Below are 11,633 nucleotides of genomic sequence, written 5' to 3'. Positions count from 1 at the left end.
GCAGCAAAAGAGAGGAAGCAATCATGTTTGATCCCACCGTTTTTGAAAATTTAAAGGTAGCCTTTGAGAATCGTCTTTATGATCTGGACACGCTGGATCGAAAGATTGATATAACGAACCGAATTGACCGGCTGGATATGGCTGTCATGTCACGCGAGTTTACGCTTCAGTTCAAGCTGACGGAACGTCCTGAAGCTTTCGCTGAAATCCAGTTGACGGCCTCCCTTAAGGAGCTAGCAGCAGAAATATTGGAGCTTAAGGGAGAGGAGCCAGCCTGCACTCTCCGGCTTCGGTTCCATATGCAGGTTCGGAATATGGACGAGCAATGCCGGGAGGTGGAGCAAATCATGCAGCGGATATGGGAGCCAGAGCTCGCACCGACGCAAACGATCAGTTATCTGTTCGGAGCAGAGGTGCCCATCTACACGAATGTCATCGAACTGAACTTCAACCGTAAAATAAGCGAGGAGCAAATGGATGACATTCGAGATCTGGTCAAGCATATGCTCCAGACGCTGAAGAAACTGGGAGAGCTTACGATCTAAGTTCTCGCAGAAGATTAAGCTCAACAGGCACTGCAGCCGTCAAATTCTGTCTGTTTCCATTCAGGCGGAGCTATGCTATAGTACAGGAGAATAAACAACTAAAGAAGAAATTCCGGAGCCCTGCCGCAAGGCGGAATAGGCAGCCGGGAGAGGTTCGCGAACTCCCTCTATAAAAAACTATGCAAAACGATTGTCCCGTCAGGTGACAGCGTCGTTTTTGCGTTCGGCGCGAAGTGGGCGTGTTACTGCTTCGCGCCGTTTCTTTGGTTTTTTAGCTACATACAGAAGGATGTCAGGCGATCTCTGTCTTCTCAAACCAGAGAGGGAGATGCAGCATGAAAAAAGAAAAAGCGGTTGTCGTATTCAGCGGCGGCCAGGACAGCACGACTTGCCTATTTTGGGCCATGGAGCGTTTCTCCGAGGTAGAGGCAATCACGTTCAACTATGGACAACGGCATAAGCTGGAGCTCGATTGCGCGGCCGATATTGCCAAGGAGCTCGGCATCAAGCATCATGTGCTTGATATGTCGCTTCTTAATCAACTGGCGCCTAACGCGCTTACGAGGGACGATATCGCCATTGAACAAAAAGAAGGCGAGCTTCCGACGACCTTTGTGGACGGACGCAATCTATTATTTCTCACCTTTGCGGCTATACTCGCCAAGCAGCTTAGCGCGAAGCATATCGTAACGGGCGTGTGCGAGACGGATTTTAGCGGATATCCGGATTGCCGAGATATTTTTGTTAAATCGCTCAACGTCACCTTGAATTTATCTATGGATTATTCGTTTGTCATCGAAACTCCGCTCATGTGGCTGAATAAAGCAGAGACATGGGATCTCGCAGAAACGCTAGGCGCATTCCAATTCGTGCGTGAGAAAACGTTAACCTGCTATAACGGCATCATCTCGGACGGCTGCGGGCATTGTCCGGCATGTCAGCTTCGAAAGAAGGGGCTGGACGATTATTTGGCCAGACGTATTCTGGAGTTGAAGCGATGATGCTTCAGCAGGTATATCCTGCGCCCCTCCATAATTATAGTTATGAGCTGAACAAGGATTTTCATTTTGCGGCGGCGCACTTTATACCTGCCGAGGAAGCCGGCAAATGCCGCCAGGTACATGGGCACACTTATTATGCGAATGTAACGGTAGCTGGGGATGAGCTGGATACAGCTGGTTTTCTTGTTAATTTTGCAATCATAAAAAAGCTCATTCATGATCGCTTTGACCATACGCTTCTTAATGACGACAAAGTGAGCTTCCGGGACGACGAGCCGGAACGCTTTCCGACGACCGAGGTTGTAGCGCGAACGATTTATGAGCTCGTGCAAGCTCATTTGGACGGTATGCCAAATCGCCCACAGTGCATACAAGTGTATTTGCGGGAGACGCCTACGAGCTATTGCATCTATCGTCCGCGCAGAAAGGCGGGGCAAGATGCAAGCCATTAAACGGATTCCGGTATTGGAAGTGTTCGGGCCAACCGTTCAAGGGGAAGGCATGGTCATTGGCCGGAAAACGATGTTTATCCGTACGGCGGGCTGTGATTACAGCTGCTCCTGGTGCGACTCGGCATTTACATGGGACGGCAGCGCCAAAGGCGATATTCGCATGCTGACGGCTTATGAGGTTATGGAGCAGCTCATGCAGATCGGCGGAAATTCCTTTGACCATGTTACGATTTCCGGCGGGAATCCGGCATTGCTGCCTCAGCTCGGAACCTTGATCGAGGAGCTTCATGAGCGGGATATTAGCGTTGCTCTGGAGACGCAAGGCAGCCGCTGGCAGGATTGGTTTTGGCTCATTGACGACCTGACCCTCTCGCCCAAGCCGCCGAGCTCTGGCATGAAGACGGATTGGGCGGTACTCGATGATATTGTAGCCAAGCTGGAAAAACGAGCTGTGAGCTTTTGCCTAAAGACGGTCGTATTTGACGACGAGGATCTGGAATATGCGACTTATGTCCATTTGCGGTATCCGAAGGTTCCTTTCTACGTGCAGGCGGGGAACGGACAGCTGCAGGAAACGGAGCCGCAGCGCATGCTGCCTTATTTGGTAGAACGCTATGAATGGCTGATCGATAGAGTGATGCCTAACCCCGAGCTGAATCGGGTGCATGTGCTCCCGCAGCTGCATACGTGGGTATGGGGCAACAAAAAGGGCGTATAAAAGAAGGAAATGGAAAGGATGGCGCTGGACATGGAAGGAAGAAGCAAGGAGGAGCTAAGCGGTGTAACGCTGCTTGGCAATCAGGGGACACAATATTTATTCAATTATTCACCGGAAATTTTGGAGGCCTTCGATAACAAGCATCCGAACCGGGACTATTTTGTTAAATTCAATTGCCCCGAATTTACAAGCCTATGCCCGATGACGGGACAGCCTGATTTTGCAACGATCTATATTTCGTATATCCCGGATCAAAAAATGGTAGAAAGCAAGTCACTCAAGCTGTATTTGTTCAGCTTCCGCAATCACGGCGATTTTCACGAGGACTGCATGAACATCATCATGAATGATTTAATTGCCTTGATGAACCCTCGATATATCGAGGTATGGGGTAAGTTCACTCCGCGTGGCGGAATCTCCATCGACCCTTACTGCAACTGGGGACAACCGGGAACAAAATACGAGCAAATGGCGGAGCATCGCTTGATGAATCATGATCTTTATCCAGAAAAAGTAGATAATCGATAGGTGTATGCAAAAAAGGAACATCTCTGGCGGGATGTTCTTTTTTTATAGAAATCCAGGGGTTCAAAGCGTTCTCTTGCTGAACGAATTCGCAAATTCTGCGATAAGGGACTACGTTCAAGCCAGCCTAAAGTCCAGTAAGCCGTCATGCCCGGAGTCCATTTCAACGGGAAGCAAATCGCCTATACTTATTTTTATCAAAGATAAAGAGTAGGTGTACAGATGAGCGGACAATCTATTTTTCGAAATGCGTTGTGTATGTCGGTATTGCTCTACACGATAGCGGCGGCGCTAACTAGCTACGGGGTAACGCCGGAGAGAGCTTACGCTGCGCAAGAAGGCGGAGAATCGGCATATGCCGAACTGGATAGCTATATGGAGACCGCTATGGAGGCGCTTGATATTCCGGGTGCTGCGCTAGGCATCGTTCAGAAGGATGCGCCATTATACATAAAAGGATACGGAACGGCCGATTCCAAGAATACGGCCATCACGCCGCAAACGCCATTCATACTCGGATCAACGAGCAAATCATTTACGGCGATGGCAGTCATGCAGCTGGTAGAAGCGGGAAAGGTTGGGCTGGACGCTCCCGTTCAGCAGTATTTGCCGAGTTTCAGAGTCGCAGATGAGCAGGCGTCTTCGGAGATCACGGTGCGACAATTGTTGAACCAAACTAGCGGCATATCGGCCTTTGCGGGCAAGGATCTGCCTTCGCATGAGCTGACGCTTGCGCAGTATCCGGCTGCGAAGCAGGAGGCGAAGCTGAGCGGGCCGGCAGGAAGCCAGTTTGAATACTCCAACATGAACTATGACGTTCTTGGTGCCTTAGTTCAGAAGGTATCCGGTCAATCGTATGGGGAATATGTGAAAAGACAAATTTTCGAACCGCTTGGCATGGGGCAGACGACGACTTCTTATTCCGAATCATTAAAGCTGGGTTTATCAGAGGGGCACCAACCGATATTCGGCTGGTTATTTGCGACAAGCCCGAAGGAGAGGGCGGCTAATGTTCCATCAGGGTATATTCAATCAAGCGCAGAGGATATGAGCCATTATTTAGTAGCCCAGTTGAATAATGGGGTGTATGAGGGCAAACAGTTGGTTTCTGGGGAAAGCGTAGCGCTTATGCATGGCGAGCAAGGCGCTCGAATGGAAGAGGGCGGCCTGTATGGAATGGGCTGGATGAGCCAAAACGGGGCGGTTTATCATCAAGGCAGCGTAGAAAATTTTCAATCGAATTTGTTCATCGAGGGTGAAACGGGCATCGTGCTTCTGCTGAACGCGAATGATCCTTTAGTGTCTGCTGCAGAAATGATGACGGAGGGGATTCGGCAGATCTTGGCGGGAGAGAAGCCATCGCCGGCTGATTTGCCTTCGATGGGGATCGTACATTGGGTTATGCGAGCCGCAGCGGTAGCCATCGTGCTGTTTATCATCCGTTCCATCTATGTATCGGCGGCATGGAATAAGATTTATCGCCCGAATCGGCCGTTTATCGCACGGCATGCTATCTCGATCATGCTCTTTCACCTTCTTATTCCGCTTGCGGTTTTGTTCGCTTTGCCGCTGTGGATGGATGCGCCTTGGAAGCTGCTGCTTGCGTTTATGCCGGGCATGACCCATTTGTTATATATGGCTTCTATCGTGCTTCTTGCGTATGGAATGGTGAGGTTGATTTTGCTATTCAAGAGCATGAGCATGAGCAGGCCGTAAGCTAGTGTAATGTAAAGATTCAATTCGCCACAGGATGAGGCTGTCTTCCGCGCAGGTTTGATGTGCGAGGAGGCAGCCTTGTTTTCCTGGTTCATCCTATGACGTTCTAAAATTCGGATGCAGAAGTCCTTCTCGCACCCGGTGCTGATAGGCAAAATGATTCGTGGGTCCATGTCCTCCGCCAATGCCAAGCTGATCTTCGATCGCTGCTTGTATGAAGGCTTTGGCTGTCTGGATTGCCGCGCGAACGGATTTGCCTTGCGCGATTTCAGCGGTTGCCGCCGCGGAGAAGGTGCAGCCGGTGCCATGGGTATGGGGAGTGATGATTCGTTTGCTCTCCAAGTATTCAAAGGTCTGTCCATCATAAATCAGATCGACAAGCTGCTCGTTTTCCTTGGTGTGGCCGCCTTTGATTACAATATAACGCGAGCCCATTTGATACAACCGCTTTGCCGCTTCTTCGCGATCTTGGAGGTTGCGAATCGGCATGCGGGCAAGCAGCTCGGCCTCTGGGATATTTGGAGTCGTGACCAGTGCAAGCGGCAGCAAGTGCTTCACAAGCGATTGAATCGCTTCCTGCTGAAGGAGGGGGGAGCCGCCCTTGGCAACCATGACCGGGTCAATAATTAGATTCCGCCATTGGTACTGCTTGATTTTGGCAGCGACAAGCTCAATAATTTCCGAACTAAAGAGCATCCCCGTCTTCAGCGCATCCGGTTCCAAATCTTCCCCGATCGCATCCAGCTGCCCTTGAATCGCTGCGGCTTCCATCGGATAGACGCCATGAACGCCAAGCGTATTTTGCGCGGTCACTGCCGTTATTACCGACATGCCATAAGCGCCGAGTTCCTGAAATGTTTTTAAGTCTGCTTGAATACCTGCGCCGCCGCCGCTGTCCGACCCTGCTATCGTTAATGCTTTGAACGTCTTTGTCAATTTCTTATCCCCCAATCATGTGAATGCGCCCATAGGCTGTAACCTCATTGAAAAAATAAAAAAACCGCTCATTTCCGGTGGGAAATGAGCGGGTCGTATGTCCAGCCAAGCTTGCGCGTGTGTAGGGTCCTGCTCCACTTCCCTCCGCTGGAATGATCCAGATCAGGTTCCAAGGGTCCGAAGCATTTGCCCCATCTCAGCCGTTAAGCTCCCCTAGTGAAATCAATATTCAGTTTGTATTTTTTCTACTATAGCATACACTGGAGAGATGTAAACCATAATTATCGGAAAAGGCGTGGAATCGATGAAAAACTTACTCGTTAGCGGCTACCGTGCGCATGAGCTCAATATATTCAGCCAGAAGCACAAAGGTATCGTTTATATAAAAAAAGCGTTAACTGCTAAGCTTATCCCGCTCATTGACAACGGATTGGAATGGGTGATTACACCGGGGCAATACGGCGTCGATCTATGGGCATGCGAGGTGGTTATTGAACTAAAGGAACGATATCCGCAGCTGAAGCTTTCTATCATTACGGCCTACAGCAACCAGGAGGAGAAATGGAAGGATGATAAAAAGGATTTTTATCATCAGGTATTAAAGGGGGTCGATTATTACGCCTCTGTCAGCAACCAGCCGTATGACGGCATTTGGCAGCTTACGGCACGGGACGAGCTGCTGTTCCGCAAGACGGATGGCATATTGCTCGTCTACGACGAGGATGCGGGAGAAGGAAGCCCCAAGTTTTTTAAGCAAAAAGCTCTCAAGAAGCAGCAGGCAGGCGACTATGAATACATTAGCATCAGCTCGGAGGATATTCAGAGCATTGCGGATGATGATCATTTGTATTCGGATTATTAGCATGTAATCGTTAATTTTATTGCTAGTTTTTGCTGTGGAGTAAGCTGGCATTAGTTCACTAAACGTGAAGAATACGGATTACCATGTAAAATGAAAGGTAGAGATAATGTGGAGAAGATAATAAAAATGATGAAAGATTATTTGTTTGAAGAAATATATTTAATTGGCATTGTAGATATTGAAAACGATACTGCTGAATTTGTAGCTAGTGATATGTTTATGTATTTTGAGTTTGGAAAACAATTTCTTGAAATTGAGGCCATAGACAGCTTTGGTCGACTAAGAATTACAATTGTTGAACGTCTAAGAACGGACTTTGGATTTGAAAATGTTCCTTCCGGGAAAGTAAAAGTTGGTCAAATTGTTTTTATGAATCCTATGGCTAATCATACTGTGGAAAGTGTAGTTTTCTATAACCTGGAAGTAATAGATGAAGGAATCATAAGCGATGTTCTGCTGATTAAACTAACGAATGGTGAAGATTTATTTGTAGATCCACAATATTTAGGAATTACAATAGGTGGATTGCAACAGAAGCATCTCTGGGAAGAACAGTATAGGGAGCGGGTTTTAACAAGAGTAGGTGAAATGCCATTTGAAACTTATATTAAGATTCAATGATTCTGAGTGGTATTTGAAATCATTCTGCAATCGTGGTGTGTAACAAAATAGAAGAGATGAGTAAAGATACGCCCGAATGTTATTTTTGCGTGGATAAAGCAGAATATATTGAAGATAGTCTGTACTTAACTGTTTCGCTATATAAAGAGGAATTTGGAAGTAGAGTGGGGATTTATGGTCAATGGCAAATCAAATGTGTGGTTCTGTGCTAGACCAAAGAATTAGATTTATTCTTGCATTCGGGTATTTTCATTTGATAGATGATCATCCATATTTATTTAAATATAATAAAAGAGAATATATGATTTATGGACCGGAAGAGACATTTCGTAACGATGAGATTACTTATGTATGTAGATGATGAGCCTATTTATATCATTGCAAAAAGCTTTTCATAATAAGGAAATATATCAATCTTAGTTTAAAAGGAGGAAGCCCTGCTTGTCGTATCTGCTATCTTTCATAAAGCGTTTGCTCAAGAAATCTCCACAAAGCAAGAGAACACCACCAGCACTGACTTTCAGCAATGTGCCTGGTACTCCGCACTCCTTCGGTTATAAATGCCAGTGGTTGACGGTGAAAACCGCAGATACGGAAGCCGTGGCGAAGGCGCTTAAGCTTGTTGACATTCAAGCGGCTAACTGGGCAACGGGGATTGCAGGAGCGTATGAGGGATATTATTTTGTTAGCCCACCAGTGGAAGGCTGGACCTTTGTAGTCAATGCTTTAATGCCTGATGCCACGGATCAGTTGGAGTCGGGACCGCTGCAAACGGTAACTGATTTAAGTGTCGTTTTTGAAGAAGCCTATTATTTTGGAACTCATAGAGTTGTATCGTATCACGCTTGGGCGAGAGCTAGGCACGGGAGATTGACCAGGGCATATGGTTATCTAGGGGAAAGAGGAGAAACATTATTTAATCATGGAGAGCTGACAGCAGAGGAGACAAAGCATGATTTGTACTTCACGGAGCAGGAAGACGATATGCAGATGCTGCCTGATGAAGAGCATGTGCTGCTAATCGCGAGGGAATGGTCTCTTGATCCTCTAGAGCTGGGCAAAGTCCAGAAGGTTGGAGTAGGGCTTGTAGGTATTAAAGAGTGAGGCAGCTATTGATTAGTTTGCACAGGCAAAGCTGCGGTCAAGGCAGAGGAAGGAGAGCAAAATGAAAACAATCATTGATAAAATCGCATGGATCCATATGGTGGATGGACGAGTATTAGCCGCGCGCTCCAAAGGGAAGGAATTATATTATATTCCAGGCGGCAAAAGGGACCCGGGGGAGACGGACCACGATACCCTTATTCGTGAGGTGGAAGAGGAGTTAACCGTTCGGATCAAGCCCGAAACGATCACTCATTTTGGGGATTTTGAAGCGAAGGCCGATGGCAAAGAAGAAGGCGTTATGGTCAAAATGGCTTGCTACTTTGCGGATTTTGAAGGAGAGCTAAACGTTTCCTCGGAGATCGAGGAATTGGCTTGGCTGTCCTATCGTGACCGCGAACGCGTCTCGCAAGTCAGCCAGCTCATTTGGGATCGATTACATAAGCTGGATTTGCTTTTATAGCGGCACAAGCCTGTTTCAAGCCTATTTTAGCGCTTGGGACAGGCTTTTTATCTTTTTGAGTGTAATATTTCGATCTTGGGACATCGGTCCTTTCCTTGCAGGCTGCATCTATTGTTTAATAATGGATAAGACTTCATAGAGGGGAAGAAACGTATGCGTGGAATCGTGTTTGCTCTTTTTGGCGGAGCTTTTATTACTTTACAAGGGGTAGCCAATTCTCGGATCAGCCAGGATATCGGTACGTGGCAAGCGGCGGCGCTTACGCAATTGACCGGATTTCTTATTGCTTTAGCGGTGCTGTTCTTCGTACGTGACGGCAGCTGGCAGGGGGTTAAAAGGGTCAAGCCGATTTATCTTATGGCAGGCGCGCTTGCGGCAATTATTATATTCAACAATGTGACGGCGATACACCGGATGGGTGCCACTTTTACGATATCGGCTGTGTTGATTGCCCAGCTTTGCATGACTTTCCTCGTTGACAGCAACGGCTGGTTTGGCGTCGTAAAGAAGAAAATGAAGCTGCCGCAATTTATCGGAATAGGCATGATGGTGGCAGGTGTAATCATCCTGAAGTTTTGACGCGTAATACGACGAAAGCGAGGCAGGGATATGAAAGAAAAGCAGGATAGCGACAAAATTGATCGATATCTTCAAGAACTTCAGCTGGAAGCGGTATTTAACGATTCCATTAAACCTTATTTGTCGCTATACCGCTTTGAGCAGGGTGAGCCGATCTGTACCCAAGGAGAGCCTTCGCAGTATTTGTATGTGCTGGTTAAGGGGAAGATTAAAATTTATACGACTTCGGCTGAGGGGAGAACACTCGTTATTTCCTTTAAAACGCCGCTTGAAGTGATCGGCGACATTGAATATATTCGCAGCATCGACATCATTAATACGGTAGAAGCGGTATCCGCTGTTACGATGATTGGCGTTCCCTATCGCGAGCTGAAGAAGCACAGCAGTGACCATGCCCCGTTTTTGCAATTTTTGCTGGAAATCATCACGCAAAAGTTTTTTATTAAATCCCACTCGATGAGCTTTAATTTGATGCATCCGGTCGAGGTACGGCTGGCTAGCTATTTGCTGTCGGTTTCCTTCGATGAGACAGATGCCATGTTCAAAGGCCATCTCCGTGCTTCGGGCTTAAAGGACGCGGCCAACCTAATTGGAACGAGCTATAGGCATATCAATCGCGTTTTGCAAAAGTTTTGCGCGGAAGGCCTGATCGAGCGGAACCGGGAATTGATTATCGTGAAGGACAGGAACGGGCTTAGCACGCTGGCCGGGGAAAATATGTACGAATAGAGGATTGGAGGCTGCAATCGATGATTTTAGCGTTAATACTGGCTCTAAGCGCGGGCGCTTTGGTCGGCATGCAAAATATTTTTAACAACAAAGTGAATGAAAAAGCAGGCTCTTGGACGACGACGACGTTAGTTTTAGGCATGGGGTTTGCGGCATCTATGGCGATGGGACTTATCTTTGAAGGAAAGCAAATGTTCGTTCTGCAAAATATGCAGCCTTGGTATTGGGGCAGTGGCTGCCTCGGCGTTGGCGTGGTCGTTTGCTTAGTGCAGAGCTACCGAAGGCTTGACCCGACCTATGCGGTTTCCATTGTTCTGACCTCAGAGCTTTTCTTTGCTTTATTGTGGGATTCGCTTGGCTGGCTGGGTCTGGAGCAAATTCCGTTTACGCTAAACAAGCTGATTGGTGTGCTGGTTATCGTTGGCGGCATTTTCGTCTTTAAATTAAGCGGGGAAACCAAGAAGCAGAAAAAAATGCAGATGAAGCTTGACTATAACGCTTAAAGAAACTCGAAAACTCGTGAGTTTCTCTAGCATTCGAAAATCGGCCATCAGGCCGGTTTTTTTTTGTAATGAGCGGGCGTTGTTCCAATTGACAAAAGATAGGTGATCCATTATCATCTTATTTAATGATCATCTAATTAGATATATATTAAATCGAATGGAGGAGGCCTTTCATGCAATTAGACAAAGTTGTGGCATATCACAAAGCGCTGGCGGACGCAACGAGAATCAAGCTGCTGATTTTATTGGCAGAGGGAGAGCAGAATGGCCAGGTACTTGCCGAGAAGCTCGGGGTGACGCCCGCTACGATAACTCATCATGCGACTAAGCTGCGGGAAGCAAGCTTAATTAACGAGCGCAGGGAGAAAAACACGATTTATTTTTCGCTGAATCATTATTTTATAAAGAGCAATGCTAGCGCTGCGGAACAGCTGATTTACCGCAATAAAGGTGAAGAAGAGAGGGTGGAGAAGGTGGAGGAAGAACGTATTCGTTTAAAGGAAACCGTCGTGAGAAATTTTTTTACAGCAGATGGAAGGCTGAAGCATATGCCTGCCCAGCTTAAGAAAAAATTGATCGTGCTAGAGCATATGATATCGAAGCTGGCCCTTGGACAGAAATATTCGGAGAAAGAAATCAACACGTTCATTAAAGATTTTCATGATGACTTTGCCACGATCAGACGGGAGTTCATTATGCATCAATTCATGTTCAGGGAAGCTGATATTTATGAGCTGAATCCACGGGAATTATGGGCGAAATGGGAGACTTTAGCTTAATTGATAGGTAATAGGTTTCAAAAAAATATATTCGTTGACACCTGTGTTTTTCTGTTGGTATACTATGAACCATTACATATTCCCGATTAAACACGTCGGA

General features: G+C 47.0%; 15 protein-coding genes and 2 riboswitches. Of the genes, 14 read left to right on the top strand and 1 reads right to left on the bottom strand.

From position 1 onward, the window contains the following. Positions 1-23: 23 nt before the first annotated feature. The 6 genes from FJQ58_RS08975 to FJQ58_RS08950 all read left to right on the top strand — a co-directional run bounded on the left by FJQ58_RS08975 (position 24) and on the right by FJQ58_RS08950 (position 4,957). Entirely contained in the window at positions 24-545 is a 522-nt protein-coding gene (locus tag FJQ58_RS08975) for a hypothetical protein (RefSeq protein ID WP_139992471.1), read from the top strand. 143 nt (positions 546-688) lie between these two features. Then, a riboswitch (PreQ1 riboswitch) is annotated at positions 689-732 on the top strand. Between the two features lie 148 nt (positions 733-880). Continuing rightward, complete coding sequence (gene queC, locus FJQ58_RS08970; protein WP_139992469.1) at positions 881-1,546, top strand: 7-cyano-7-deazaguanine synthase QueC; 666 nt, start codon at positions 881-883, stop codon at positions 1,544-1,546. After that, positions 1,546-1,998, top strand: coding sequence for a 6-carboxytetrahydropterin synthase QueD (gene queD, locus FJQ58_RS08965; protein ID WP_139992588.1), 453 nt, complete (start codon positions 1,546-1,548; stop codon positions 1,996-1,998). The genes queC and queD overlap by 1 nt, the downstream gene beginning before the upstream one ends. Next, on the top strand, positions 1,985-2,716 hold the full coding sequence (gene queE / locus FJQ58_RS08960) for a 7-carboxy-7-deazaguanine synthase QueE (RefSeq protein ID WP_139992467.1): 732 nt from the start codon (positions 1,985-1,987) through the stop codon (positions 2,714-2,716). The genes queD and queE overlap by 14 nt, the downstream gene beginning before the upstream one ends. 30 nt (positions 2,717-2,746) lie before the next feature. Further along, complete coding sequence (gene queF / locus FJQ58_RS08955) at positions 2,747-3,244, top strand: preQ(1) synthase (RefSeq protein ID WP_139992586.1); 498 nt, start codon at positions 2,747-2,749, stop codon at positions 3,242-3,244. Positions 3,245-3,463: 219 nt separating this feature from the next. After that, a complete protein-coding gene (locus FJQ58_RS08950; protein WP_139992465.1) occupies positions 3,464-4,957 on the top strand; it encodes a serine hydrolase domain-containing protein in 1,494 nt (497 codons plus the stop codon). A gap of 96 nt (positions 4,958-5,053) precedes the next feature. Here the strand turns inward: FJQ58_RS08950 and thiD are convergent, their stop codons facing one another. Then, positions 5,054-5,893: a bifunctional hydroxymethylpyrimidine kinase/phosphomethylpyrimidine kinase gene (gene thiD / locus FJQ58_RS08945; protein ID WP_139992464.1), complete on the bottom strand. Its 840-nt coding sequence runs from the start codon at positions 5,891-5,893 to the stop codon at positions 5,054-5,056. Positions 5,894-6,015: 122 nt separating this feature from the next. Then, positions 6,016-6,118: riboswitch (TPP riboswitch) on the bottom strand. A 79-nt stretch (positions 6,119-6,197) separates the two neighbouring features. Between thiD and FJQ58_RS08940 the strand changes: the two genes are divergently transcribed. The 8 genes from FJQ58_RS08940 (at position 6,198) to FJQ58_RS08905 (ending at position 11,533) form a co-directional block, all read left to right on the top strand. Continuing rightward, positions 6,198-6,755, top strand: a complete 558-nt coding sequence (locus FJQ58_RS08940; RefSeq protein ID WP_139992462.1) for an SLOG family protein — start codon at positions 6,198-6,200, stop codon at positions 6,753-6,755. A 126-nt stretch (positions 6,756-6,881) separates the two neighbouring features. Further along, positions 6,882-7,376 (top strand): hypothetical protein, encoded by a 495-nt coding sequence (locus FJQ58_RS08935; protein WP_139992460.1) that lies wholly within the window; start codon positions 6,882-6,884, stop codon positions 7,374-7,376. 441 nt (positions 7,377-7,817) lie between these two features. Beyond that, on the top strand, positions 7,818-8,480 hold the full coding sequence (locus FJQ58_RS08930; protein WP_139992458.1) for a hypothetical protein: 663 nt from the start codon (positions 7,818-7,820) through the stop codon (positions 8,478-8,480). A 61-nt stretch (positions 8,481-8,541) separates the two neighbouring features. After that, positions 8,542-8,943 carry an NUDIX hydrolase gene (locus FJQ58_RS08925; protein WP_139992457.1) on the top strand — a complete coding sequence of 134 codons (402 nt, stop codon included), beginning with the start codon at positions 8,542-8,544 and terminating at the stop codon, positions 8,941-8,943. A gap of 153 nt (positions 8,944-9,096) precedes the next feature. Then, on the top strand, positions 9,097-9,522 hold the full coding sequence (locus FJQ58_RS08920) for a DMT family transporter (protein WP_139992455.1): 426 nt from the start codon (positions 9,097-9,099) through the stop codon (positions 9,520-9,522). Positions 9,523-9,552: 30 nt separating this feature from the next. Then, positions 9,553-10,251, top strand: a complete 699-nt coding sequence (locus FJQ58_RS08915) for a Crp/Fnr family transcriptional regulator (RefSeq protein ID WP_139992453.1) — start codon at positions 9,553-9,555, stop codon at positions 10,249-10,251. Positions 10,252-10,271: 20 nt separating this feature from the next. Beyond that, positions 10,272-10,754 (top strand): DMT family transporter, encoded by a 483-nt coding sequence (locus FJQ58_RS08910; protein ID WP_139992451.1) that lies wholly within the window; start codon positions 10,272-10,274, stop codon positions 10,752-10,754. A gap of 173 nt (positions 10,755-10,927) precedes the next feature. Next, entirely contained in the window at positions 10,928-11,533 is a 606-nt protein-coding gene (locus tag FJQ58_RS08905) for a DUF2087 domain-containing protein (protein WP_139992449.1), read from the top strand. Positions 11,534-11,633: the final 100 nt, after the last annotated feature.

Origin of the sequence: Paenibacillus paridis (genome assembly GCF_006345825.1) — a bacterium.
In the GTDB taxonomy this organism is placed as follows: Bacteria; Bacillota; Bacilli; order Paenibacillales; family Paenibacillaceae; genus Pristimantibacillus; species Pristimantibacillus paridis.
The sequence above is the reverse complement of the archived record's forward strand: the minus strand, read 5'-3'. Positions and strand labels throughout refer to the sequence as shown.

What these genes read in the sequence shown, in the direction of transcription:
- FJQ58_RS08915 (WP_139992453.1), top strand. Translation starts at nt 9,553, where the DNA reads ATGAAAGAAAAGCAGGATAGCGACAAAATTGATCGATATCTTCAAGAA.
- FJQ58_RS08940 (WP_139992462.1), top strand. Translation starts at nt 6,198, where the DNA reads ATGAAAAACTTACTCGTTAGCGGCTACCGTGCGCATGAGCTCAATATA.
- queC (WP_139992469.1), top strand. Translation starts at nt 881, where the DNA reads ATGAAAAAAGAAAAAGCGGTTGTCGTATTCAGCGGCGGCCAGGACAGC.
- FJQ58_RS08935 (WP_139992460.1), top strand. Translation starts at nt 6,882, where the DNA reads ATGATGAAAGATTATTTGTTTGAAGAAATATATTTAATTGGCATTGTA.
- FJQ58_RS08920 (WP_139992455.1), top strand. Translation starts at nt 9,097, where the DNA reads ATGCGTGGAATCGTGTTTGCTCTTTTTGGCGGAGCTTTTATTACTTTA.
- FJQ58_RS08910 (WP_139992451.1), top strand. Translation starts at nt 10,272, where the DNA reads ATGATTTTAGCGTTAATACTGGCTCTAAGCGCGGGCGCTTTGGTCGGC.
- FJQ58_RS08925 (WP_139992457.1), top strand. Translation starts at nt 8,542, where the DNA reads ATGAAAACAATCATTGATAAAATCGCATGGATCCATATGGTGGATGGA.
- FJQ58_RS08950 (WP_139992465.1), top strand. Translation starts at nt 3,464, where the DNA reads ATGAGCGGACAATCTATTTTTCGAAATGCGTTGTGTATGTCGGTATTG.
- queF (WP_139992586.1), top strand. Translation starts at nt 2,747, where the DNA reads ATGGAAGGAAGAAGCAAGGAGGAGCTAAGCGGTGTAACGCTGCTTGGC.
- FJQ58_RS08975 (WP_139992471.1), top strand. Translation starts at nt 24, where the DNA reads ATGTTTGATCCCACCGTTTTTGAAAATTTAAAGGTAGCCTTTGAGAAT.
- queD (WP_139992588.1), top strand. Translation starts at nt 1,546, where the DNA reads ATGCTTCAGCAGGTATATCCTGCGCCCCTCCATAATTATAGTTATGAG.
- queE (WP_139992467.1), top strand. Translation starts at nt 1,985, where the DNA reads ATGCAAGCCATTAAACGGATTCCGGTATTGGAAGTGTTCGGGCCAACC.
- FJQ58_RS08905 (WP_139992449.1), top strand. Translation starts at nt 10,928, where the DNA reads ATGCAATTAGACAAAGTTGTGGCATATCACAAAGCGCTGGCGGACGCA.